Below are 26,849 nucleotides of genomic sequence, written 5' to 3'. Positions count from 1 at the left end.
AAAAATTAACCTATGATTGTTTAATATTATAGCTTTAATTCCAATACTTCAAGCTTTCTATATGGTAACAGATATGTTTGGTAAAGAAATATTCCTACTATACTAATTAGTAGGCAATAAAAGTGCTAAAATTAATATAAAACAAATAGATAAAAACTATATGTTTGGGTGAAGCTAATAAAGATACTTTTGTCTATTTACTTACATAAGACAAAAATATCTTGTGAAGGAGAATAATCTACCTGTGCGGTATTGAAATCAAATTTGAATCATTCATATTTCTAAGCTGTTTGTGTAACAGTAAAGAAAAGCATAGAAAGGACTTGCCAAAGTAACAAATCCAGTCCATATTACATTTCAAGCCTATGAGTGATTAAGTTAAGAATAGGCAAAATTTAAAAGATTGCAGTCTTTTAAATTGTTAAATACCGGTCTCGCCAGATCCCACATACCTCGATAGAGGAAGGAGAAAAATGATGTTTAACACACATTTGTTTAGAAGAGTCTAAACAGTTGGGTAACCAGCATCATTTACGGTAGTTAAACTATCGTAAATGATAACAAAGATGGCTTTAAAAAAATAATTTACTTTGTAAAAGTAAGGGAAAATAATGACAGAAGAACTCGGAGATGCTTCACCAGCAACCATTCGAGCCTTGATTGAGCAATACATTCAGGGGCGTTTAAATGAAAAGTTGGAGAAGTTGAAAGAAGATGACTTTACTGAACGTGAAAAACTGCTTGAAAAATATCAACCCGAAACATGGTTAGAGGATGCGAGTTTACGCATTAGTCAAATTCGTTTGGCAACTCATACGCCTAAACAGCATCATCCTAGTTCAAAAGCGTCGGCCATGTTTTATGCAGGGCAGAACAAGACTCATGATTTTGTCGGTTCACAAGGACTGGAGCATGAAGCTGATGTGATTGGTAATGCTGCGGTTTTGGATGTTTTTAAGCTGTTACGGCAAAAGTTTGAGGGTATCTCTTTACTTGAACGTTTACTAAAAGCCGATCAAGACCTTATCGCTGCACTTGCAAGCAATGCTGAACAGGCTGAGATTCGCTTTAAACGGTTTTTAGCATTTAGTGAAAACCCATCGGAATTAAATGCAGGGCGATTATCCAAGCAGGTTTATTTTCCTGTCAAAAAGAATGACTATCACATCTTGGTAATTTTATATCCAAGTGCATTGGTACATCGGGTTTATCAGCAAATTTCACATGATCGTTTTGGTGAGCAAAATAAGGCTTTGCGTGAAGCTCGCTTTAAGGGTTTGCATCATACGCAGGAAAGCCGAGAATACCCAAACTTACTGGTTCATAATTATGGCGGATCAAAGCCCCAGAACATTTCACAACTGAATAGCGATCGCCGTGGTTCGATGTGGTTATTGCCATCGTTACCTCCTGTTTGGCAAGGACTGATGGTGGAATTGCCAAAATCAGATTCAGTGTTTACAGGGTATTTAAGTAATCGTAAGGATGTAAAACCGATTTTAAGTTCTATTATTCGTATGTATCGAAAAGAGCATAAAAATAATGATGAATTTAGAAGTGAACGTGATGAATTAGTCGATCAGCTTGTGGATTGTGTCATTGATATGAGCCTTGAACTTCAACAAAGTGCAAATTCAGGTTGGACACTTGAATCACAACGTAAATTTAACCGTGCTGAAAGTTTTTGGTTAGATCGTGGCTATCGTGAAGAGCTTTTTGAGAAAGAAGATCAAAATACTTTAACTGATGAAGAACAGGAATGGTTAGACGATTATCGTGAGCGGGATTGGCATACTGAAGTGGGGTATAACTTTGGCAATTGGCTAAACAAGATTTTAACCACCAAAGGCAAATTAGCTGATCTGGATGATCATGAAGCTCGGGTATGGTCAATTGCTTTACGAGATAAGTTGCAATTACTCAAAGAGGAATTTGCCTAATGAGTTATGCCTATCCTAAAGCCTTATATATTGTTCGTTTACAAGTCGAAAATGCGTCTATTATCAGTAGCCATTTGACGTGGGGATTTCCTGCACCGAGTGCATTTACAGGTTTTGCCAATGCTTTGCAGCGTCAACTGAATGAACAAGAACAATATCGTCATCTGGAATGTTGTGGAGTTGGTATCCTGTGTCATCAATTTAGCCCACAAGTGACCAAAAGTAGCGATTATCGTTATTCACCGTATCAACTCAATCTCGCTCGTCATCCATTAGAGTCTGATGGATCAACCCCTGCGATGGTGGAAGAGGGTAAAGGGCATTTTGAAGTCAGTTTAATTATTGGTTTGAGTGGTGATAATTTAGATCAACATTTATCTGCCAATGATGAAGATTTAAATGAGCAAACCCAACGCTTAACTCAACAAATGAATCAGTTGATTTATGGCATGCGTTTGGCGGGTGGGGCAATTTTTCCTCATCGACGCATAAAGCCTAAATTGATCAATTGGTCACTGTCTGATGCAGTTGCTAAAACTAAAAAGTTGCGTCATGGGTTATTGCCAAGTTTTGCATTGTTGCATCGGCATGAAATATTGCTTGCCCATCAAAAATATTTAAGCAAGCAACAAACCTATTTAGAGACACAAGGAAATGAACCGAATGTCTTAGATACTTTGCTTGATATCAGCCGTCTAAATCTTTGCAGTATAGAACAGCCGCAACTCGGTGTTGATGGAGAGCGTAAAGGCATTTGGCAAGTACGGTCTCGTCCTGAGCATTTAAAAGGCTGGTTAGTACCAATCCCAATTGGATATGCGGCATTAACAGAACTGCAAGACAAAGGTTCAGTTACAGGCTTAAGAGACAACCGCTATCCAGCAACTTTTGTTGAAACTTTATTGAGTCTGGGGGAGTGGCAAAGCCCGCATCGGATTGAGGATTTAACCGAAATCTTATGGACATATAGTACCGAAGCAAAAGATGGTGTTTATCAACTCACTCAACCTTTCGCACCAAAACTTAACATTCAATTATTGTCAGATGACTCAGAAGAACAATCATTTGATGACTATACAAATTATGAAAATGAGGAATATTAATCATGGCTAAAGCTCCAGCAACTACTAAAATTAAAACTGCATCAGTATTATCATTTAACCGTCATTTAGATCCATCAGATGGACGTATGACCGCAGTCAACTGGAATGAAATTGAACAGGGTGCAGGTACAACGATTATCCAAATTCAGGAAAAATCAGTACGAGGTACAATTTCAAATCGCCCTAAAAATGCCAAAGAAATTGATCCTGCTTATATTGATGCAGCAGTGGAAAAAGCTAATTTACAAACCGTTGATATTGCAGCATTGCCACAAGGTAAAGATACCGTTGCTGTGACTTTTACTTTGCGTGTTTTACCGAATGTAGGACAGCCATCTGCATGTAATGATGAAAGTTTTGCTGAACGCCTTAATGCAGTGGTTTCAGGATATAAAGCTGAATCAAAGTTTAATGAACTTGCAGGACGTTATGCGGTAAATCTGGCAAATGGACGTTTCTTATGGCGAAACCGCATTGGTGCGGAAAACGTTATTGTGACTGTTGAACGCATTATTGATGGTAAATCAAGTGAAAAATTAAATTTTGATGCTTTGGCTAACCGTTTATTTGAAGTTAAAGTTGATTCAAATCAGCAAAAATCTTTAGATCAATTATCGCAATGGATTCAGGCAGGTTTGACTGGCGATGAACATGTATTGTTACGCGTTACTGGTTTTGCCCGTTTAGGAGAGGGACAGGAGGTATATCCATCTCAAGAGTTAATTTTAGATACAGGAAATAGCAAAGGAAAAAAAAGTAAAACTCTTTATGCGGTTAAAGAAAAAGAAGCAGGGATTCACTCACAAAAAATTGGTAATGCCCTGCGTACCATTGATACTTGGTATCCAAATGCAACTAAACCGATTGCAGTTGAACCTTATGGTTCAGTGACTTCCGAAGGTAAAGCATATCGTCAGCCCAAAGAAGGGCAAGATTTTTATAGCTTGTTTGATGGTTGGGTAAATACAGGCAAAGTTCCAGAAACTGAACAGCAACATTATGTGATGTCTGTACTGGTACGTGGTGGTGTCTTTGGTGAGAGTGATAAATAATGCAATATTATATTGAGCTTACACTCTTACCTAATGAAGATACTTCTGCGTATTTTCTTTGGTCAAAAGTTTACACCCAGCTCCATATTGCTTTTGTTGAACATATTGATGAACAGGAAAAAATACCCTTTGGTGTATCTTTTCCGCAATATCGTATCAATCAGCAAAAGAAACTTGGTTTTTTGGGGACAAAAATGCGTATCTTTGCTAATACTGAAGATCAGTTACAGCAACTTCATTTAGATAAATGGTTAGAGAGACTAATTGACTATGTGCATGTGACGAGACCTCGCGAAGTGCCTCAAGATAAAATTACCGAATATGCTCATTATTATCGAGTCAATCCTAAAATGAGTTTAGATGAAAGAGTTGCTCATCAGGCAAAGCGCCGCAATATTTCTTTGGATGAAGCCAAACAACATTTTAAAGAATATGTTGAACAACCTATATTTGAGCCTTATATAAGTTTAAAAAGCTTAAGTGCTAAACGTGAGGAAAATATAGATCGACCTTACAGGTTATATATTGGTAAATCTGTTGCTGATGAGGCAAAAGATGGAAAATTTGGAACATATGGACTAAGTCGAACAGCAACTGTTCCAGAGTTTTAACCCAATATTTTTTTAGTTCTTTAACAACTTAATAAAATCAATAAGTTACAATAGGTCGTTTTTTGATTGGGTAAATTGCTAAAACCAATGATAAATGCTTGTTGTAACTTATCTTTTTATATTATTCTTACTGTTCATGACGGCATACGTCATTTAGAAATTTCCAAAGGCTTTGCAATTAATACATTTGTGGTTCATGACGGCATACGTCATTTAGAAACACAGCCGCAGTTGCACCTGTAGGAACAATTAGTTCATGACGGCATACGTCATTTAGAAAAGTCTTCATAAGAGATATGACCGTGAAAACGTGTTCATGACGGCATACGTCATTTAGAAATTCGGCTTCATGGGGACTAAGCGAACCACAGCGTTCATGACGGCATACGTCATTTAGAAAACTCTCAAAAAATAACTTCGGTCGATCAGATAGTTCATGACGGCATACGTCATTTAGAAAACGCAACTTCACTTCACGATTGTTAAATTTTTGTTCATGACGGCATACGTCATTTAGAAAGGGTATGAACTATGAACGACCAAATAGCACAAGTTCATGACGGCATACGTCATTTAGAAAACTCTTTTCGCATAGGACAACCCACCAACCCCGTTCATGACGGCATACGTCATTTAGAAAGCTAAAGGTGAACTCTATGTGACGCAGACTGAGTTCATGACGGCATACGTCATTTAGAAACAGTGTTCAGCGCCAACGGAACAGCTTTGTCAGTTCATGACGGCATACGTCATTTAGAAATTAGAATTAAAACCGTGCGCGATTGCCACTCAGTTCATGACGGCATACGTCATTTAGAAAGTGATTCGGCAAGAGCAACGACAAGGGGGATTGTTCATGACGGCATACGTCATTTAGAAAATTCGGATCCAGTCGCAATACCCGGTAGAGTTGTTCATGACGGCATACGTCATTTAGAAAGCCTTATTGGGTAAAAACGGCACACCGCCTGCGTTCATGACGGCATACGTCATTTAGAAACGATCCAATGTGACTTGTTTGAGATCAGCCGAGTTCATGACGGCATACGTCATTTAGAAAAAATGATCGGCAATGCAGTTCGCGCCGTGATTGTTCATGACGGCATACGTCATTTAGAAAAATCGCGCCACTCGGTATCAAGGCCAGTCATTGTTCATGACGGCATACGTCATTTAGAAATGTCCGCGTGAGGTTACACCCCATGCATCAATGTTCATGACGGCATACGTCATTTAGAAATACCTCCATTACATTACCGGCTTCTACACCAAGTTCATGACGGCATACGTCATTTAGAAATGAAACCATCGGCATGCCGTCATCTTTAATGAGTTCATGACGGCATACGTCATTTAGAAAAACGGTTTAGCGACAATGCAAAAACCTTAAATGTTCATGACGGCATACGTCATTTAGAAAAGAAAAAAGGTTTTGCAGGTGTCACAGTTGAAGTTCATGACGGCATACGTCATTTAGAAATTTGAGCCATATTCTGTGTGAACTTTATGCTCGTTCATGACGGCATACGTCATTTAGAAAAATCATAATTTCACAAATATGCGGTAATGCAAGTTCATGACGGCATACGTCATTTAGAAAATAACCGCGCCTTTTGCATTTAATAATGCACTGTTCATGACGGCATACGTCATTTAGAAAAAACACAGCTCCTACAACTGGATCTCGCTGTATGTTCATGACGGCATACGTCATTTAGAAAAACCACATATGTTGAAATACCACTTGCAACGGGTTCATGACGGCATACGTCATTTAGAAAGCAACGTCTCGAATACTCGACAAAATCTGCGTGTTCATGACGGCATACGTCATTTAGAAAAGCCCCGCGGTTATCTCGCCACCATCTACGGTGTTCATGACGGCATACGTCATTTAGAAAAAAGATATTAACGAGATGTATATGCAGGCTTGGTTCATGACGGCATACGTCATTTAGAAAGTTGATGGCTTAAATGATGCAGTTAAAGATTTGTTCATGACGGCATACGTCATTTAGAAATACTGGCCAACAGCCAACAACAAGCACAACGGGTTCATGACGGCATACGTCATTTAGAAATTTTTGTTGCAGTGATTAGCCTGCTTTTTTGAGTTCATGACGGCATACGTCATTTAGAAATTTCATAACTATGATAATGATCTAATATTTGAGTTCATGACGGCATACGTCATTTAGAAATGATATTTATCTTCATTGCATTCATGCTCAACGTTCATGACGGCATACGTCATTTAGAAAATTACTTGACGACTGGAGAACAGTACCTGAAGGTTCATGACGGCATACGTCATTTAGAAAACTTTTTCATGCTCTTGCATGTGCCCCCCCGAGTTCATGACGGCATACGTCATTTAGAAACAATTCACAACTGATCTGTGTGTCTCATACATGTTCATGACGGCATACGTCATTTAGAAATAGAACGAATGACTTTTGGGAAGCAAATGCCAGTTCATGACGGCATACGTCATTTAGAAAAGATTTTAAACTGTAAAGACGTTGATACTGAGGTTCATGACGGCATACGTCATTTAGAAAAGAGGAAACGAGCATTAGCGATATTCAGGGCAGTTCATGACGGCATACGTCATTTAGAAATCAACGTCCGTATAGAATTTCTTTGCAAACTCGTTCATGACGGCATACGTCATTTAGAAAAATTACAACGCGCCACGTTAGTTTTTCCGTGCGTTCATGACGGCATACGTCATTTAGAAACAAAACAAGTCTTAAAAATCAGTTTAGCTATGGTTCATGACGGCATACGTCATTTAGAAATAACTGCGAATAACCATCCTGCTGTTGAGCATGTTCATGACGGCATACGTCATTTAGAAATGCGCTGCATTGCGAATGCCAGATGTTGTGATTGTTCATGACGGCATACGTCATTTAGAAATGATCATGATCACATTGCTGAATTACTTCATGGTTCATGACGGCATACGTCATTTAGAAACAAATGATCCTAGTAAATGGCCCTACTTTATGGTTCATGACGGCATACGTCATTTAGAAAGCCAACGCTCACCATACAAGCATAATCGCTTTGTTCATGACGGCATACGTCATTTAGAAAAGCAGGCTTTCCGTCCCCTGCTTCAGATTATAGTTCATGACGGCATACGTCATTTAGAAAATCTAACCCCTTTCTTTTTCCTGCGACCGATAGTTCATGACGGCATACGTCATTTAGAAACACCAAATGCGAGATAGAATACAAAAATGGATGTTCATGACGGCATACGTCATTTAGAAATCTATCGCATCAATTAAAGTATCCACTTGGTCGTTCATGACGGCATACGTCATTTAGAAAAAAAGCAAACCAAATATTGATTCCAAGAACGTGTTCATGACGGCATACGTCATTTAGAAATTTCTTGCCGCGCAATAATTCAATATGGCTCATGTTCATGACGGCATACGTCATTTAGAAAACAATTTGTAGTTCAACGTCAGACACTTGACCGTTCATGACGGCATACGTCATTTAGAAAAAAACCGCACCTGCGCCAAGTGTTGTAAATCCGTTCATGACGGCATACGTCATTTAGAAAATCTATCCAGCCGCGTAACGCGTGTTCTTTTAGTTCATGACGGCATACGTCATTTAGAAATGATGCTGACTTGTTTGCAGCAGCATTCATATGTTCATGACGGCATACGTCATTTAGAAAGCAAGGGCAGAAAGTTGAAGATATGCAACTGAGTTCATGACGGCATACGTCATTTAGAAAACGAACAGAATATAAAGTTTTACTATGCCTTTGTTCATGACGGCATACGTCATTTAGAAAAGATTAATTCTGATCAACTTGCAATGCAAAATGTTCATGACGGCATACGTCATTTAGAAAACAAGCTTGCATCGCATCGACCAAACGATTACGTTCATGACGGCATACGTCATTTAGAAACATACCCTTTTTGAAGTGACCACCCTCCCTATTGTTCATGACGGCATACGTCATTTAGAAAAAAAATGATTTGGTGCTGAACTGAGTAGAAATGTTCATGACGGCATACGTCATTTAGAAATGTAGCCAGAGCTAGTTTTGTATTTTCAGGCTGTTCATGACGGCATACGTCATTTAGAAAGCCGACATGATGATCAATCAGTCATTGCCAGTGTTCATGACGGCATACGTCATTTAGAAAAAGAAAAAATAGAAACTGTTTTGGATTTAACAGTTCATGACGGCATACGTCATTTAGAAAATGTAGTGCTACCTACCAAAGATCGCACCAAAGTTCATGACGGCATACGTCATTTAGAAAATCACGTTGCTCAGCCTTCATACCAAGCTTCAGTTCATGACGGCATACGTCATTTAGAAAGGGATGATTAATCAAGTTCTGATTGCTGCGGAGTTCATGACGGCATACGTCATTTAGAAAGCAATCCAGTTTTGCTGTTCAATCGGTACGCGCGTTCATGACGGCATACGTCATTTAGAAAATTGCAAAAAGATAAGCAAGTGCGAGTACGGCGTTCATGACGGCATACGTCATTTAAAAATATGGGTCAAAGCTAACTCTGAATTGTTTAAAGTTCATGACGGCATACGTCATTTAGAAATTAGCAACGATCTCGAAAGCTTGTTCTTTTTCCGTTCATGACGGCATACGTCATTTAGAAATTCTCCTCCAGTTCGTATAATGCAGATTGATGTGTTCATGACGGCATGCGTCATTTAGAAATCAATCTTATCCAGATCGCAATTCTGCATGTTGTTCATGACGGCATACGTCATTTAGAAAAATTAATCATCGGGGGCAATCCTGCTTATGAATGTTCATGACGGCATACGTCATTTAGAAAAAGGGGAAGGGGAAAATTTCAGAGTTCCAGATGTTCATGACGGCATACGTCATTTAGAAATAGCAAAAAATTTCTATAAAATATTTTTTCTAGTTCATGACGGCATACGTCATTTAGAAAAAAAGAAAAATGATTGATGCTGATGCCTTGAAAGTTCATGACGGCATACGTCATTTAGAAAGCATAGAGAAGATGAAATCAGACAACTCAAGGGTTCATGACGGCATACGTCATTTAGAAAAAGATTCTCCAAGGGCATAATGTCTACGGATCGTTCATGACGGCATACGTCATTTAGAAATAACGTATTCTTAATACAAACAGACGTTGCTAGTTCATGACGGCATACGTCATTTAGAAATGTACCGTCCGTTTTCACTGAGATTCCAGATGGTTCATGACGGCATACGTCATTTAGAAATTTATGTGCAATACCTATGAGTGTTGAGCCTGGTTCATGACGGCATACGTCATTTAGAAATGAGCTAATTAAGGAAGCCAAGGCTTTTATCAGTTCATGACGGCATACGTCATTTAGAAAGCCAATAACATGTATGTCAGCGGGGTTTATGTGTTCATGACGGCATACGTCATTTAGAAATATGGATATTCTCGAAGCGAAAAAGAATTTAAGTTCATGACGGCATACGTCATTTAGAAATCACTACGAAAACAAAATCAAGACAGGTGTTAGTTCATGACGGCATACGTCATTTAGAAAAAGATCTTCGATGTAATAATCTTCGTTTGAAGAGTTCATGACGGCATACGTCATTTAGAAAGCAAACTGCGCCTGATAAGCCTTAGCTTTGGCGTTCATGACGGCATACGTCATTTAGAAACAACTCAAAAAACAAGTCTTGAGCTTCTCGACGTTCATGACGGCATACGTCATTTAGAAAGTGACGAGGGCAACCACACGGGAAATCAGCATGTTCATGACGGCATACGTCATTTAGAAACAAAGACGATCACCCACTGCACCAAAAGGACAGTTCATGACGGCATACGTCATTTAGAAAAATCGTAATACATTGCTAAGTTGGCTATATGCGTTCATGACGGCATACGTCATTTAGAAAAAAAGCAGCGTGAACGGTTACTTGCAATGTACGTTCATGACGGCATACGTCATTTAGAAAGTTTAGGCAAAACTCTTACCTGCTCAGTTATTTGTTCATGACGGCATACGTCATTTAGAAAGAGTTCACGATGATTGTTGTATTTAAACCAATGTTCATGACGGCATACGTCATTTAGAAAACAGCCACCTTTTCGCCATTATGATAAAACTCGTTCATGACGGCATACGTCATTTAGAAATTAAAAATCAGGTATGAGAAAAAAGAAAGTGTGTTCATGACGGCATACGTCATTTAGAAATGTTATCAGGCTTTTGCGTTGTATAAAAAATCGTTCATGACGGCATACGTCATTTAGAAAATTGATTCTTAACAGAATTCTAGATAAACCCCGTTCATGACGGCATACGTCATTTAGAAAAACGTCAACAAAATGCGATTAATATCGCGACGGTTCATGACGGCATACGTCATTTAGAAAAAGTTAGTTTTTACGTCAATAAAATTAACTAAGTTCATGACGGCATACGTCATTTAGAAATTGTTATGAAAGCCGCCACCCTTGCAGATCTGGTTCATGACGGCATACGTCATTTAGAAAAATATCCACTGTTGTCGAAATGTGCCACCAAGGTTCATGACGGCATACGTCATTTAGAAATTGCCACTCGAAATCACCGGCATATGAACCAAGTTCATGACGGCATACGTCATTTAGAAAAAGACTAATAGGCTCTGGACAGGAAAAGTATTGTTCATGACGGCATACGTCATTTAGAAAACTGAATATTGTCGGCATCTTCATAAACATTGGTTCATGACGGCATACGTCATTTAGAAACTGCGGTGTTTCGTCTGACATTGTAGAAAGATGTTCATGACGGCATACGTCATTTAGAAAAAATGTTGATTAAAGTTTTATGCGTGTTGAGGTGTTCATGACGGCATACGTCATTTAGAAAGGTGATTGTGTGACACATACAAAAGTGGCTGCTGTTCATGACGGCATACGTCATTTAGAAAGCAAAAGATGCAAGACAAAAAGCAATCAGAACGTTCATGACGGCATACGTCATTTAGAAAGACCAGCGCAGATTGTATTGGATAGTAAGATTGTTCATGACGGCATACGTCATTTAGAAATCACCCACCCTTTCAATCACAGTCTTTATTGCGTTCATGACGGCATACGTCATTTAGAAAAGAATTTATTGAATATATTAATAATGATAAGGGTTCATGACGGCATACGTCATTTAGAAAAGCAATCTTGTAGCGTGTGCGTGATTTTTCGAGTTCATGACGGCATACGTCATTTAGAAAACCATTTTTTTAACTCACTCGTTAAAATATGCGTTCATGACGGCATACGTCATTTAGAAAATTAATTCCCATTCATTCCCCTTGATGTCTAGTTCATGACGGCATACGTCATTTAGAAAGCGCTGATAAGACTGCTCAACTTGCAACGCATGTTCATGACGGCATACGTCATTTAGAAAGACAAAGCGCATTACCCAAAAGCAGCGTGAAAGTTCATGACGGCATACGTCATTTAGAAAAAACAATCACAGCAGATAAGAATGCGAAGAAAGTTCATGACGGCATACGTCATTTAGAAAAGCAAACGGCACTGGCACAACACGATCATAAGGTTCATGACGGCATACGTCATTTAGAAAAACCCACGCTCATGTGCATGCAGCATAAATTTGTTCATGACGGCATACGTCATTTAGAAATGTGATTGCTCCCGACTCAGCGCAATCGACCAGTTCATGACGGCATACGTCATTTAGAAAAATCGATCATTTCACCATCTTCAAAATGCTGAGTTCATGACGGCATACGTCATTTAGAAAACATTTCTTGTATTTAATACCCGCTTTAAACAGTTCATGACGGCATACGTCATTTAGAAATATAGGTGAGTTCTCGGATCTACTCGAAGTGAGTTCATGACGGCATACGTCATTTAGAAATTGCATACCCTCAAGCAAATCAATATTGCAATGTTCATGACGGCATACGTCATTTAGAAAATGCTGCATTCGATCAATTCAAATTGGGCAACGTTCATGACGGCATACGTCATTTAGAAAAAGGTCAAACACCTGCTTTAGCAAATCCAGTAGTTCATGACGGCATACGTCATTTAGAAAAATGTTTTGGGCGGTGTTGATGCAACTGACGGGTTCATGACGGCATACGTCATTTAGAAATGATTTGACGGCGACCACCACCAGCCACGCTCGTTCATGACGGCATACGTCATTTAGAAAATATTGTGTATAACCATCATGGAGGTTCTTAGGTTCATGACGGCATACGTCATTTAGAAATTCAGGATCAGCTACTTTAAAAAATGGAGCATGTTCATGACGGCATACGTCAATTATAAATTCCAAAATAGGTAAAAATTTGCTAACGATATTTAGTATTTAGACATGCACAATATATGTTAAATAAAGATTTAAGGTGTTGAAAAAGTAGCTTATAAAATTTTCCGACTCAAAGTTGCTGTATCAACACGATTTGATCCACACAATGAATACCATTTTCAAAAATTGGCTCTGGATAATCTTTAAAAGCATCAGTTTCAATATAGCTCATTCGAAAACCACATTTTTGATAGAGGGCAAGTTGATTTAAACTTGAATTTCCAGTCTTTACAATCAGCGTATGTATATCCTGCTTCTGGCAATAATCAATTGCATAATGAATCAGTCCTTTAGCCAAGCCCAAACCTTGATACTCTTTAGCAATCGCTAAATTTTTGATTTCGGCTAAATGATTATCGGCAATTAAACAAAGTTCACCTAAAATATTCTGCTCGGAGTCTTGTACAAGAAAAATTAAAGAGTCATGAACATACTGTGTAATGCTTTGCCAATCAGGGTCAGCTTGTAATAACAATTGTTTTAATATTGGATGCATATCAAAAGATGTTATCTTGGAAATTTCTTTTATATTCAACGGTTGCATTGCATTTAAATTAAGAATGTTTAAGATGATCAAGCATGCCTGATCGGGTTGTCTCAGTCAAAAATAACAAAAACGCACTGCTTCTGACGAAACAGTGCGTATATTTGAGAACATTATGCTGGTAAGTCAAACCAGATCACTTCACTATCTTCAAGTGCATTAATCACGGTTTTCTCATCAAATAATAAAGCGTCACCTGCTTTAACAATTTGATTTTCAATCATGATTTGACCTTTGACCACATGCACATAATTGTGTTTTTGAGTGGCAACAACTTCAAGCTCTTTACCTGCTTCCAATACGGCAGTTTTGACTTCCGCATTTTGGCGGATCAACATAGGCGCATTGTCATTAGGTCCCACAATCAAGTGCCATTGATTCGGAGCTTCACGTGGGTCAAGTTTGATTTGTTGATAAGTTGGCTCAGCATCACGCACATTAGGGTGAATCCAGATTTGGAATAGATGAACAGGCTCATCTCCATTATTGATTTCACTGTGTGTAATACCTGTACCTGCACTCATTAACTGCCATTCACCAGCATGGATATATTCTTCATTCCCCATGCTATCACGGTGAGTGAGTCGGCCATCGGTCACATAAGTTAAGATTTCCATATTGTCGTGTGGATGTGTACCAAACCCATTATGTGCGGCAATGGTGTCATCATTAATCACACGTAGTGGTCCAAATCCCATATATTTCGGGTTGTACCAGCTACCAAATGAAAAACTATGATAGGTATTTAACCAACCAGCTTGGACATGACCACGGTTTTCACTACGATGTAGATATGCATTCATTCTGCACCTCCCAAATTCTTGTATTTATCTCATGGGCTTATACTAACAAGACCAAACCTGAGTAAAAACCTCAGAATTGGAACAAATTGTTCTATTTTTGAAATGATTTTTAATTTTAATGGATATTATTAAAAATAATGGAACAATAAAATGAATCAAAATAACTGATGAATATCTCAAATCATCATAAAAAAACCTGCACAAGAAATGCAGGTTTTTTAGTATTCAATACAGGTTAAATTTATTCTAGGAATTTTACAGTCACGCCACTACGTACTTTTTTACCTAAATCATTAGCATCCCAGTTGGTTAAACGAATACAACCATGCGATGCAGTTTTAGAAATTGTAGATGGATTTGGCGTACCATGAATACCGAATGATTTCTTGCTTAAACCAATCCAGATATTCCCAACAGGACCATTAGGACCCGGTGGTAATGATAGTGGTTTTAAGTTTTTACCCTGTACAAAGTTACTTGGTGAGTAGCTATACCACGGATTCGGTGCAACACCGACCACTTTATAAGTTCCTGTTGGCGATGGCGTATCACTGCTACCGATGGTTGCAGGGAATGAAGCAATCATCTGGTTACGGCTATTAAATAAGTACAATTGACGTGCGCCTTTATGCGCAATAATCAAATGAATATCTTCTGGCAGGTCATTACGCACATTGGCAACAATGATTTTTTCACCCGCTTTTTTAAAAGTAGCTTTTGGATTTAACTTTTTCAAAAAGTCTTCATCCATATGGAACTTTTCACCCAGCATTTCAGTCACACGTACATAGTACAAGCCTTTCATTTTAGCTTGTAGCGCATAGTCATGTGGAATAGAAGGAGCATAAGGACCTTTTAAATCTTCTTCAGTAATGGTGTATTCCACATAAGCAGGTTTATTTTGCTTGGCAACCAATGCATCCCAAGTTTCTTGGGTTAATTCACCTGTTGCTTTTAAACCGTTCATTTGCTGAAAAGATGAAAGCGCTTTCAATGTATTCATGCCACTGGTGCCATCAATAGCACCTGGAGACGCATGTGTATTGTTTAGCATGACTTGTGCGCGCGCATACACGGGAAACTGACCACGTCCGATATTTTCATACCAGTCTGCATGATTTAAACCATCAAGCGTCCAAGAGGCTTTGCCAACTTGAGTTTTTGATGCAGTTGTTGTGGCTGCGGCTTTTTGTGCAGCAGTAGGTGCGATGCCTGTATCTGCATTTTTAGTTTCACTGCTTTCAAGATTCTGCAAGGTGGCAGATGCCTGATTAAGGTCATGTTCTTCCTGAGCACTGACTTCTGCCTGATCTGAGCTTGCTGGGCTAGAGGCAGATGCAACATTTGCAGCAGGAGTTGAAGCTGCATTTGCAACAGGAGAGGAGACCGGACTAGATGCCGCCGACGTATCTTGTGAAAGAGGCTTACGTTCAATAGCAAGTGGATCGATCGGATCTTGAACAGACTGAGTGCGAATCACTTTAGGATTTAACGGTTGCTCGGCCGTAGGCGCAGCAAAGGCTGTACCAGTCATAATACAAGTTAGACTCAAAGCGAGCAAAGAGCGAACAAACATGTAATTCAACCTTAAGAATTATTCATATAGTTGGGATAGAAACTTGGCAAGTATTACAGAAAATACAGGATCATGCAGTAGTTGTTTTGTGTAGTTCCTCATTTTTATCTTGTCTAATCCGCATTTTATCGCACCAAGACGTTATTAAATCGCAACCCTTTTTGTTATGATGCATGCAAGAAAAAATTGAGATAGAGAAAGTAAATGACGACCTTAAAAAATGATCGTTTTCTACGTGCTTTATTGCGTGAGCCTGTAGATACCACACCTGTATGGATGATGCGACAAGCAGGTCGTTATTTACCAGAATATCGTGAAACACGCGGTAAAGCGGGCGACTTTTTATCGTTATGTAAAAATACTGACTTTGCCTGTGAAGTGACGTTACAGCCTTTACGTCGCTATGATTTAGACGCGGCTATTTTATTTTCAGATATTTTAACTGTACCAGATGCGCTGGGTTTAGGGCTGTATTTTGAAACTGGAGAAGGGCCCAAGTTCAAAAAGACCATTCGCACAGAACAGGATGTTTTAAATTTACCTCATTTTAATGCCAAGTCTGATCTGGACTATGTCATGAATGCCGTTTCCGCTATTCGTTCTGCTTTAGGTGGTCAGGTGCCTCTCATTGGTTTTTCAGGTAGTCCGTGGACCTTGGCAACCTATATGATTGAAGGTGGTTCGAGCAAAGATTTTCGCCATACCAAACACATGTTGTATGCACAGCCAGAAGTGTTACATGCCTTGTTGGATCGACTGGCTGTCGCCGTCATTGATTATTTGAATGCGCAAATAGATGCCGGTGCTCAAGCCATCCAGATTTTTGATAGTTGGGGCGGGGCGTTGGCACACCGTGAATATATTGAGTTTTCTCTCAATTATATGCAAAAAATTGTGGCAGGCTTACAGCGCGAAAAAGATGGTCGTTGTATTCCTGTTATTTTATTCACTAAAGGCGGTGGTCAATGGCTAGAGCCGATGATTGCAACAGGTGCAGATGCTGTTGGTCTGGATTGGACCACACCGTTGAATGTTGCGCGTCAAACGATTGCCGGACGTGTCGCGGTGCAGGGAAATCTGGATCCTGCCGTGTTATATGGCTCTCATGCATCCATTGAAAAGTCTGTTAAAGCCATGCTAGACGATGCCTATGCCAATGGTGAAACCACAGGTTATATTGCAAACTTGGGACATGGCATCACGCAATGGGTTGATCCAGCTCAACCCAAAGTCTTTGTCGATACCGTGCATGAATATAGTGCCAAATACTTGGGATAACATTTTTGTGTACATCCTGAGACTTGTATTTAATTTTTCTTTTAAGGCAGCTTCGGCTGCCTTGTTTGGTATTTTACTACTGTTGGCATTTGTGTTTACTGCGCCTATGGGCAGTCATGACTATCATGGTTTTTATCGTTACGACTATTTGCTTTTTTATGCACTCATCATTCAAGCCTGTTTACTTTACCTTAAATTAGAATCTTGGGCTGAAGCCAAAGTCATTGCGCTGTTTCATATTATGGCGATGCTGATGGAAATTTTTCTGACACATCCTGCAATTGCATCATGGCAATATCCACAGCCTGCCATCTTTAAACTCTGGACAGTACCGCTTTTTGCTGGATTTATGTATTCAGCCGTCGGCAGTTTTTTTGCCCGTTCCTTACGTTTATATCAGATATCATTTGAGGCTTTGCCACGTTTTGGCCATATGTTGGCCTTAGCATTGTGCTCATATATCAATTTTATGAGTAAGTTTTTTATTCCCGATTTGCGCTATGTTTTATTTCTCTGGAGTGCAATCATCTTCTGGAAAACCAAATTAAGGTTTTGTTTATCTGGTCAAAGCTTTCAATTGCCGATGTTGCCTGTACTTTTAGTCTTGGCATTTATCATCTGGATTGCTGAAAATATCAGTACTTTTTATAAAATCTGGCTTTATCCAAGCCAAGTTGATGCTTGGCACATGGTCGGTTGGGGTAAATTGGGTTCATGGTATTTATTATTGCTGCTCAGTTTGGTTTTAGTCCTCAAGATATTAGGAACGAGAGATTCTAACGGACATTGGAAATTGAATCATTTTCAATAGATTGTTGTCTAAGTCATTTATTTTTGTGCCTTAAGTAAAGATATAAAGTGGGTTTGAACAGCGATGAAAGCAATCGAATAGAAACCATCCATCATTTCAAAATAACCAAGATGATGTGCGGTTTTTAGTAACGATTTATAAAACGACATTTTATCAACAGCATTGAAAATAAAGGGGCAAAATGTGCCCCTGTGTTTATGAATTGTGTGCAAACTTTCGTGTGTAAATATTCATCAGGCAGCCTACAAGTGCGCAGCAACCAGCCGCAATAAATACCGAAGGATAGCCTAGATAAAGCGCGACTAAGCCAAATACAGGTGCATAAATTGCATAGGCAATGTCCTGAAACGCTGAAAAGACCCCCATGGCGGTACCACGAATTTGTGCAGGTGCACCTTTAATCAGTTCTACACCCAAGGCTGGGTAAATAAGAGAACATCCTGCTCCAGTGACGACTGCACCGACTAAGGCAATTTCTACACGTGGCGAAATAAATAATAAAAATAAACCCATGGCTTCAATCATTAAGGAGTATTTGACCAAACTAAAACCTGAAACTTTATCAGTTAAATGTCCACAAAAAATACGTACAGCCACAAAAGCTAGACCGAAAAAGGTCAATGCATAACCAGCATATTGCCACTGCTGCTGTTTAAAATATAAAGCAACGAAAGTTCCGATACAGGCAAATCCTACGCCTTGTAAAGCCAGAATCAGACCAAAACGCCATACATAGCGGATCACATGCTTAAGTGGCGGATAATGACCACTATGAGGTTGCGTTGCACGAATATAACCATCAATCATTAAGGAAAATAAAGGCAGAATGAGAATCAGTAATGCGACTGCTGCAAATCCGTAAAGTTCAAACAACCACAAACCCAAGGGTGCACCTGCTGCGAGCGCACCGAACATCGCCATGCCTGTCAAAGAGAGTAATTTACCTGCACGTGCTTGACCAACTAGACCGAGTCCCCAAGTTAAATGTCCACTCACCAATAAGCTTTCAGCATAGCCGTGAGCTAAACGCCCGACCAATAAAATCATAAATTTAATGCTAATGCTTGTTGGCAGAAAAAAGGCAAGCATATAAATTGAGCCTGCAACAAGTAGGGCAATCATACCTTGCAAGGTGGCACGTTTTGCACTGATTTGATCTGCGATACGACCTGCATAAGGACGTGTCAGGACAGTGGCAACGAATTGCGTCCCAACAGCAATCCCGACCCAAAAATTATTCAGATTTAGATTGTCATGTACATAAAGTGGGATCACTGCAAGTGGAGCAGAAATTGTTAAATAAGAAAGAAAAAGGGCAATAACCAAAGGATAAAGCGTTCTCATCTCTGAGTCAGTCTGAAGGGCTGAGCGCATATTGGTATTCTGATCAATCTGTGTCATTCGATACTCCAAGGAAGAGGATACCATTGACACATGCATCCACTTCCAAGATCTAAAAGATACTGGAAAAGATGCGTTGGCTAACGTGAACGCTTACGATGTAGCCAAGTGGAATACTTGCTGACGCTGCGAAAGAATATCCCATGTTTTATGGTCATGATCAAGTCACTTTTCTGATAAGCTTAGACAGCGTTATTCAATATCACCAATAAACATGACGGTATGACCCAATAAATAGCCTGCTGTAACCAAAACAGCAATCCAGATAAAAGCACCAATAATGTTGTAAATTGAAAATATGGTGTAGTTCATGCCACTTGAACCAGCTGCAAACGGTGCAAAAGAACGTACAAAGGGAATAAATCGGGCAACTAAAATCGTGATGGCACCACGTCGTCTAAAATACTCGTGCGTTTTGAGGAGATGTTCATGTTTAATAAAACGAGATTTTATTTCAAAAACACGAACGCCTAAACGACGACCAATCTGATAATTGACCATATAACCGAGCATTGCTGCTAATGACAGTAATAGGATAATAAAACCCAGATTCATCATGGGAACCGTGGCGCAAAGCGCACCGACGGCCAGTAAAAGACTATCGCCCGGCAAAAAAAACATAAAAATAAAGGCAGTTTCTGCAAAGATAATCAAAAACAAAATGGCATAAATCCATAAGCCATATTGTTGAATCAAAATAGGAAGATAATGTTCAAAACCAGTTAAAAACTCGAAAAACTCCACTAACGACCTACCTTTATCATGACTTCGTTAATGTCTAAAACCGCCAGATTTTAGAAAGTTTCTGGCTGGTTTTGATGAAATTGCCCAGAAATTAATAACTTTCTGGTACAGCACTTAAAAATTCACGACGGACTTCTTTGTCAGTTTTGAAGTCGCCTAAAAATGAAACAGTACGCGTTGTAGATTCCTGTTTGCCTACGCCACGCATCATCATACACATATGCGCTGAATCAATCATGACAGCAACGCCACGCGCTTGTGTCACATCCAGCACAGCTTGCGCAATTTGTTGCGTCAAATTTTCCTGAATTTGCAAACGACGTGCAAACATTTCGGTAATACGTGCGAATTTTGACAAACCTAAAACTTTACCTTCTGGCAAGTAGGCAATATGTACCCGACCATAAAAGGGAAGGAGGTGATGCTCACATAAAGAATAGAATTCAATATTTTTGACCAAGACCATTTCATGATTATCGGATGGGAAAACGGCACTATTGGTGACTTCTTCTAGTGTTTTCCCATAGCCAGAGGTCAAAAACGAAAATGCCTTGGCAGCTCGAATAGGCGTATCTTTTAGCCCAGGACGATTTAAATCCTCACCGACTGAGGTCAGAATATTTGCATAGGATTGCTGCATTGACATAAGACGTGTTGGCTTACTCTACTAAACAAGCTCGGCATTGTATCAGAAAACCGAACAAGTGGGTCATGCAACTTTGCCGTATATTTATTCTGATAGAGAGGACGAAATAAAAGCTGAATAATTTTCAGCTTGTTCATGGTCGATATTTCGTCAAATACAAACTTCTTATGCTTTTTTGCATCAAAAGTCTGTTAAAAATGATCTGAGCATGTGCAATTTCTAACTGAAACTTCGGATATATCTAAACTCTTATACAGGGTATCTGGTTGGGCGGAAATTCAACATGATAGAACGAAATGGCATTTTATTTGCTCATTAAACGGTATCTGGATGCAGAAAGAAAAAGGGATAGAAAATGTCAAAAGTGTCAGTACGTCCAATCACATTTTATTTTAGGGGACAAAAACAGCAAATTGATACGCTCTCTCCGACCACAACAGTTTTACAATATTTACGTGAATATGTAGGTTCAGACAAAACGCGTCAAACAGGAACCAAAGAAGGCTGTGCTGAAGGAGATTGTGGTGCATGTACAGTGGTCATTGGGGAGTTGGTCAATGACCAGTTACAACTGCACAGCGTCAATGCCTGTATCCAGTTTTTACCGACTTTAGATGGTAAAGCATTATTTAGTGTTGAAGACTTGCAAACACTTTCTAGCTCCACAGAAGCTCATTTACATCCTGTGCAGCAGGCCATGCTGGAATATCATGGCTCGCAGTGCGGTTTTTGTACGCCTGGTTTTATTATGTCGTTGTGGTCGATGTATGAAAATGAAGCAGAAATGCCAAGCAGAGCAACAGTGACGGATTATATTTCAGGCAATTTATGCCGTTGTACAGGATATCGCCCGATTTTGGATGCAGCACAAAAAGCATTTGATTATCCAAAAATGATGCTGGAACGTCAGAACATTATTGATGAACTGAAACAGATGCAGGATTTACCACCTTTACAGTTGTCCTATCTTCACCAACAGTTTTTTGCACCCAAAACCTTGCGGGAGTTTGCTACTTTACGTCAACAATATCCGCAGGCACGTATTGTCGCTGGCAGTACTGATGTGGGCTTATGGGTCACCAAACTTGGGCGTGAGCTTGGAGATCTGTTATATATCGGTCAGGTTCCAGAGCTAAAAAACATTAAAGTTCAAGCTGGTCGTTTAGAAATTGGCGCGAATGTTAGCCTCAGTGATGCCTTGAGTAAAATCACTGAAATTTATCCAGATTTCGCCGATCTACAACGCCGTTTTGCCTCTATGCCAATTAAAAATGCAGGCACTTTAGGCGGAAATATTGCAAATGGCTCGCCGATTGGTGATTCAATGCCTGCATTAATTACACTGGATGCTGCCTTACGTTTACGTTGTGGTGAGCAAACGCGTGAAGTGAACTTAGCGGATTTCTATTTGGATTATCAAAAAACTGCACTACAAACTGGAGAGTTTGTCGAAACGATCTTAATTCCAATTCGTGAACCCTCCACAGCATTTAAATTTGCAAGTTATAAAATTTCGAAACGTTTTGAACAAGATATTTCCGCAGTGTGTGCTGCTTTTTACTGCGAGTTGGACAAAAATAATGTGGTGCAATCTATAAGAATTGCTTTCGGTGGAATGGCAGCAATTCCTAAACGTGCCTTCAATGCTGAAAAAGTTTTATTGGGTCAGAGCCTGACACCTGAACGGATTGAACAGGCACAAGTCGCATTGGCAAAGGACTATCAACCGTTAAATGATGGCCGTGCTAGTGCCGCGTATCGTTTACAGGTAGCGCAGAACTGTTTACAGCGTTTTTATATTGAGAAAATCAAGCAATCATCTGTTGCCCGGCTGGATGATCTGATTGCTTTGGTGGAGGTGTAATATGAATCAATCGATTGATCATTTAACAGTGCAAAGACAATCTGCCAAAGCTGGAGATTCAATTCCACATGAAAGTGCACATTTACATGTAACAGGAACTGCAACTTATATTGATGATTTGCCAGAACTTGAAAATACCCTGCATTTGGCAGTCGGTTTTTCAAAGTGTGCCAAAGGTAAAATGAGTCAATTTAATTTGGATGCTGTGCGTCAGGCGGATGGCGTTTATGCCGTTTATACGGCGAAGGATATTCTGATCAAAAACAATTGGGGGCCGATTGTCAATGATGATCCGATTTTTGCTGAAGATCAGGTTGAATTTTATGGTCAGGCTTTATTTGTGGTCGCTGCCAAAACCTATCAGCAGGCACGTCATGCAGTACGCTTAGCACACATAGAATATGTCCCAGAAACGCCTATTCTCAGTATTCAAGATGCAATCGAAAAAGAATCGTGGGTATTGCCACCGGTTGATTTTTCTCATGGTGAAGTGGAGCAAGCGTTTCAAACGGCAAAGTATCAATTAAGTGGTTCAATTGAACTGGGTGGGCAAGAGCATTTTTATCTTGAAGGTCAAATTTCTTACGCTGTTCCCCAAGAAGACCATACTTTGAAAGTGTATTGTTCAACACAACATCCGACAGAAATGCAACTTCTGATTTGTCATGCCTTGGGTTTTGACATGCATCAGGTCAGTGTTGAAGCACGTCGCATGGGCGGTGGATTTGGAGGTAAAGAATCGCAATCAGCACAATGGGCATGTATTGCCTCACTGGCTGCACAGAAAAGTGGACGACCTTGTAAATTACGTTTAGATCGTGATGATGACATGAGCTCGACAGGCAAACGACATGGTTTTGCGTATGAGTGGTCAGTGGCGTTTGATGATGCAGGTGTATTACAAGGACTTAAAGTGCAATTGGCATCAAACTGTGGTTTTTCTGCGGATTTGTCTGGACCTGTGAATGAACGTGCCATTTGTCATATTGGTAATGCCTATTATTTAAATGCGGTACAACTACGAAATTTGCGTTGTAAAACCAATACCGTTTCCAATACCGCCTATCGGGGTTTTGGTGGCCCGCAAGGGATGTTTGTGATTGAAAATATCATGGATGATATTGCTCGACATTTAAAATGTGATCCTGTCTTGGTCCGTCAGCGTAACTTCTTTGCCGAAAAACCGGGCAATGGTCGTGATCATATGCATTATGGTGCAGAAGTTCGGGACAATGTTGCGCCGAAAATAGTCGAAGAATTATTGCAAAGCAGCCAATATTTTAAACGCAAACAAAATATTGAAATTTTTAACCAAAATAACGACGTCATTAAACGTGGTATTGCCTTAACACCTTTAATGTTTGGGATTTCCTTTAACGCGGTACACTACAACCAAGCGGGTGCGCTGGTGTATGTGTATATGGATGGTACAGTTGCCATTACGCATGGCGGTACGGAAATGGGACAGGGACTTTATACCAAAGTCCGTCAAGTGGCTGCACATGAATTAGGATTACCGATTGATCGGGTGCGTCTGATTGCCACAGATACGTCTCGTGTACCCAATACCTCTGCGACAGCAGCATCGAGTGGTGCAGATTTAAATGGTAAGGCGGTACAAAATGCCTGTATCAAAATTCGTGAACGTTTAGCTAAACTGGCAGCTGAAATTAGCCATAGCGATGCAGCGCAAATACAGTTTGAAAATAGCACAGTGATCACAGCAAATGGTCATTCATGGGCATTTGCTGATTTAGTGAATCGTGCTTATATGGCACGGGTGCAACTCTGGGATAGCGGTTTTTATAAAACCCCTGAAATTCATTATGATCAGGTCAATCATTTAGGTCGTCCATTTTTCTATTACGCCTATGGTGCAGCAGTGAGTGAAGTGGCGATTGACACTTTGACGGGAGAGATGAAGGTCTTACGTGCCGATATTTTGCATGATGTCGGACGTTCGATTAACCCAGCCATTGATATTGGACAGATTGAAGGTGGATTTATTCAGGGCATGGGTTGGCTCACGACTGAAGAGCTGTATTGGCAACCACAAGGGTCGCATGCTGGACGCTTGTTTACCCATGCGCCGTCGACCTATAAAATTCCAACCAGTGCAGACATACCCCCTATTTTTAATGTCAAATTATTTGATAATGAAAATCCATCGGATACCATTTACCGTTCTAAAGCAGTAGGTGAACCGCCGTTTATGTTGGGGCTTTCAGTGTTTTCTGCCATCCGCCAAGCGGTACAAGCAGCAATTCCAGAAGATGCACCACTTGAATTGAACGCACCTGCAACAGCAGAAGAAATTTTACGTGCGATTTCGATCGGTCGGGGTCAAGCCATGGCAGCTCGTCCACAGCCGCATCTTAGATAGTTTTTTCGATGGCAATACAGCATTTACAATGGTGGCGAGATTTAGTCGAATGGCAAGCGCAAGGTGTTGCTGCCGTACTGGTCACAGTCGTTCGAGCTGATGGTTCTACTCCGCGCGAAGTCGGAGCAAGCATGCTACTTCGACTGGATCAGCAACAGCAAATACAACAATCCGATACCATTGGCGGTGGTCATTTGGAGTTTCAAGCAATTGATATTGCAAAAAACATGCTGTTGAGTCTTGATGCACGACAACAGTTTGTTGAGCGATTTAATCTGAGTGCACGTTTGGGGCAATGTTGCGGGGGCGTGATGTGGTTACTGTTTGAAAAAATAGAGGCTGTGCATCATGATCTTGTTGCTTGTGAAAAGGCTTGGCAAAAAGGACAGCGTATTGTTCGACAAATATCGAATAAACAAACATCTATTTGGTCGATTGCAAATGATTCATCAACTGTACTGAATTGTGATTTCCAGCAAGTTGATACGGATTGGCAATGGGTTCAGACAGTTCAACCTTATGCCATGAAAGTCATGATTTTTGGTGCAGGTCATGTCGGTGAGGCAATTGTGCGTTGCTTACTGCCGATTGGGGTGCAGATTAGTTGGGTGGATAGTCGCGATGATATCTTTCCAGAGGATTTAACCGAGCAGATTGATTGTATTAGTACTGATTTACCTGAAACGGAAATTGCCCATTTTGACCGAAAGGGTGCAATTTTAATCTTAACCCATGATCATCAACTGGATTTACAATTGTGTTTTGAAGCGTTAAAACCCTCAGAGCAACCTTTTGCTTTTGTTGGGATGATTGGTTCAAAAAGTAAACGGGCAATTTTTGAAAAACGCATGTCTGCCAGAGGTTATACTCAGACAGATTTGCAGCGTTTGATTTGCCCGATTGGAATGACTGGAATCACTTCAAAACAACCTGCAATCATCGCAGTTTCAGTCGTGGCGCAGTTACTACAGGTTTTTGATATACAAAAATGATTGTATTGAATCATTTCTGTGCATCAAATTTCGGATTTTTCTCTGCACGTTTGAGTAGAACCAAAACTGCACCTGTACCGCCTTGATTTTCAGGCGCACTGATAAAAGCTAAAACATCACGATGCTGACGCAACCAGCCATTCACATAGGTTTTTAAAATGGCTTCGGGACCTTTGCCATGTACAATCTTGATGACATTTTGATTTTCAGCTTTGGCCATCTGAATAATCTGCAACACCGCAGAACGCGCTTGTTCTACTGTACAGCCATGTAAATCTACTGCCTCAAACCAGCGTAATTTACCTGCTTTTAAATCTTCAAAGACTTTGTGTTGTAAAGTCGCAATACGGTAACTCAGGCTTGCCTGACTCGCCACTGGGTTAAGCACCGCTTGAGTGTCAGACAGTTCAGCATCTTCAGTATCAGCACTACCTTCAGCCGCTGCGCGTTTGGCTAGGGTTTGCGCATCAACCTTTTTTGCACGGCTGGGTTTAATATCCGCGATATTACCAGTATCAATCGGTTTTACACCTTGCAATGCTTTACTCAACAATTGACTGTCATCTTCTGGTTCAGTTTGAGGACCATTATAAATGGGTTGTTTATTTGACGTTTGTTGTTTACTCACTTTTTCCTGACCATTTGAGATTTGTTTTTTAAACTGTTTTAACAAATCTTGTTGGGCTTTGGAGAGGGAGGTGTCGTGTTTGCTCATGACTGAAATTAAAGA

General features: G+C 39.9%; 16 protein-coding genes and 1 CRISPR repeat array. Of the genes, 9 read left to right on the top strand and 7 right to left on the bottom strand.

The genetic code is table 11. The features are described 5' to 3' along the window. Positions 1–611 precede the first annotated feature (611 nt). Genes csy1 through cas6f form a run of 4 tightly spaced genes read left to right on the top strand, consistent with a single transcriptional unit; the run spans position 612 to position 4,706 of the window. A complete protein-coding gene (gene csy1, locus E0D95_RS06550) occupies positions 612–1,940 on the top strand; it encodes a type I-F CRISPR-associated protein Csy1 (protein WP_130803135.1) in 1,329 nt (442 codons plus the stop codon). Then, positions 1,940–3,043, top strand: a complete 1,104-nt coding sequence (csy2, locus tag E0D95_RS06545; RefSeq protein WP_130803134.1) for a type I-F CRISPR-associated protein Csy2 — start codon at positions 1,940–1,942, stop codon at positions 3,041–3,043. Before csy1 ends, csy2 begins: the two co-directional genes overlap by 1 nt. 2 nt (positions 3,044–3,045) lie before the next feature. Next, positions 3,046–4,095 carry a type I-F CRISPR-associated protein Csy3 gene (gene csy3 / locus E0D95_RS06540; RefSeq protein WP_130803133.1) on the top strand — a complete coding sequence of 350 codons (1,050 nt, stop codon included), beginning with the start codon at positions 3,046–3,048 and terminating at the stop codon, positions 4,093–4,095. Then, a complete protein-coding gene (gene cas6f, locus E0D95_RS06535) occupies positions 4,095–4,706 on the top strand; it encodes a type I-F CRISPR-associated endoribonuclease Cas6/Csy4 (RefSeq protein ID WP_130803132.1) in 612 nt (203 codons plus the stop codon). The genes csy3 and cas6f overlap by 1 nt, the downstream gene beginning before the upstream one ends. A gap of 132 nt (positions 4,707–4,838) precedes the next feature. Next, positions 4,839–13,038: direct repeats of the CRISPR family, unit length 28 nt; unit sequence GTTCATGACGGCATACGTCATTTAGAAA. A gap of 109 nt (positions 13,039–13,147) precedes the next feature. Here the strand turns inward: cas6f and E0D95_RS06530 are convergent. From E0D95_RS06530 to E0D95_RS06520, 3 genes are all read right to left on the bottom strand, one after another. Further along, entirely contained in the window at positions 13,148–13,573 is a 426-nt protein-coding gene (locus E0D95_RS06530) for a GNAT family N-acetyltransferase (RefSeq protein WP_228258835.1), read from the bottom strand. A 161-nt stretch (positions 13,574–13,734) separates the two neighbouring features. After that, positions 13,735–14,424: a pirin family protein gene (locus E0D95_RS06525; RefSeq protein ID WP_130803131.1), complete on the bottom strand. Its 690-nt coding sequence runs from the start codon at positions 14,422–14,424 to the stop codon at positions 13,735–13,737. A 241-nt stretch (positions 14,425–14,665) separates the two neighbouring features. Then, the gene (locus tag E0D95_RS06520) at positions 14,666–16,000 is read right to left on the bottom strand and encodes a L,D-transpeptidase family protein (protein ID WP_130803130.1); all 1,335 of its coding nucleotides are present in this window, start codon (positions 15,998–16,000) and stop codon (positions 14,666–14,668) included. A gap of 204 nt (positions 16,001–16,204) precedes the next feature. On the opposite strand from E0D95_RS06520, the gene hemE reads away from it, so the two are divergent. Beyond that, positions 16,205–17,278: a uroporphyrinogen decarboxylase gene (gene hemE / locus E0D95_RS06515; protein ID WP_130803129.1), complete on the top strand. Its 1,074-nt coding sequence runs from the start codon at positions 16,205–16,207 to the stop codon at positions 17,276–17,278. Beyond that, positions 17,250–18,089 (top strand): DUF817 family protein, encoded by an 840-nt coding sequence (locus E0D95_RS06510; RefSeq protein ID WP_431830742.1) that lies wholly within the window; start codon positions 17,250–17,252, stop codon positions 18,087–18,089. Before hemE ends, E0D95_RS06510 begins: the two co-directional genes overlap by 29 nt. 195 nt (positions 18,090–18,284) lie before the next feature. On the opposite strand, the gene E0D95_RS06505 is transcribed toward E0D95_RS06510, so the two are convergent. The 3 genes from E0D95_RS06505 to folE form a co-directional block, all read right to left on the bottom strand. Then, on the bottom strand, positions 18,285–19,490 hold the full coding sequence (locus E0D95_RS06505; RefSeq protein ID WP_130803128.1) for an MFS transporter: 1,206 nt from the start codon (positions 19,488–19,490) through the stop codon (positions 18,285–18,287). Between the two features lie 192 nt (positions 19,491–19,682). Continuing rightward, positions 19,683–20,234 (bottom strand): VTT domain-containing protein, encoded by a 552-nt coding sequence (locus E0D95_RS06500; protein ID WP_130803127.1) that lies wholly within the window; start codon positions 20,232–20,234, stop codon positions 19,683–19,685. A 91-nt stretch (positions 20,235–20,325) separates the two neighbouring features. After that, a complete protein-coding gene (folE, locus tag E0D95_RS06495) occupies positions 20,326–20,874 on the bottom strand; it encodes a GTP cyclohydrolase I FolE (protein WP_171478572.1) in 549 nt (182 codons plus the stop codon). Between the two features lie 370 nt (positions 20,875–21,244). Between folE and xdhA the strand changes: the two genes are divergently transcribed. The 3 genes from xdhA to xdhC are packed head-to-tail and all read left to right on the top strand — an operon-like array spanning position 21,245 to position 26,119. Beyond that, complete coding sequence (gene xdhA, locus E0D95_RS06490) at positions 21,245–22,744, top strand: xanthine dehydrogenase small subunit (protein ID WP_130804847.1); 1,500 nt, start codon at positions 21,245–21,247, stop codon at positions 22,742–22,744. A gap of 1 nt (position 22,745) precedes the next feature. Continuing rightward, positions 22,746–25,127 carry a xanthine dehydrogenase molybdopterin binding subunit gene (xdhB, locus tag E0D95_RS06485; RefSeq protein ID WP_130803125.1) on the top strand — a complete coding sequence of 794 codons (2,382 nt, stop codon included), beginning with the start codon at positions 22,746–22,748 and terminating at the stop codon, positions 25,125–25,127. Positions 25,128–25,141: 14 nt separating this feature from the next. Further along, entirely contained in the window at positions 25,142–26,119 is a 978-nt protein-coding gene (xdhC, locus tag E0D95_RS06480; RefSeq protein ID WP_213073710.1) for a xanthine dehydrogenase accessory protein XdhC, read from the top strand. Positions 26,120–26,129: 10 nt separating this feature from the next. Here xdhC and E0D95_RS06475 read toward each other — a convergent pair whose 3' ends face one another. Continuing rightward, positions 26,130–26,834 (bottom strand): Smr/MutS family protein, encoded by a 705-nt coding sequence (locus E0D95_RS06475; RefSeq protein ID WP_130803123.1) that lies wholly within the window; start codon positions 26,832–26,834, stop codon positions 26,130–26,132. Between the last annotated feature and the right edge of the window lie 15 nt (positions 26,835–26,849).

The sequence above is a fragment of the Acinetobacter ihumii genome (assembly GCF_900625095.1).
Lineage (GTDB): Bacteria > Pseudomonadota > Gammaproteobacteria > Pseudomonadales > Moraxellaceae > Acinetobacter > Acinetobacter ihumii.
The sequence above is the reverse complement of the archived record's forward strand: the minus strand, read 5'-3'. Positions and strand labels throughout refer to the sequence as shown.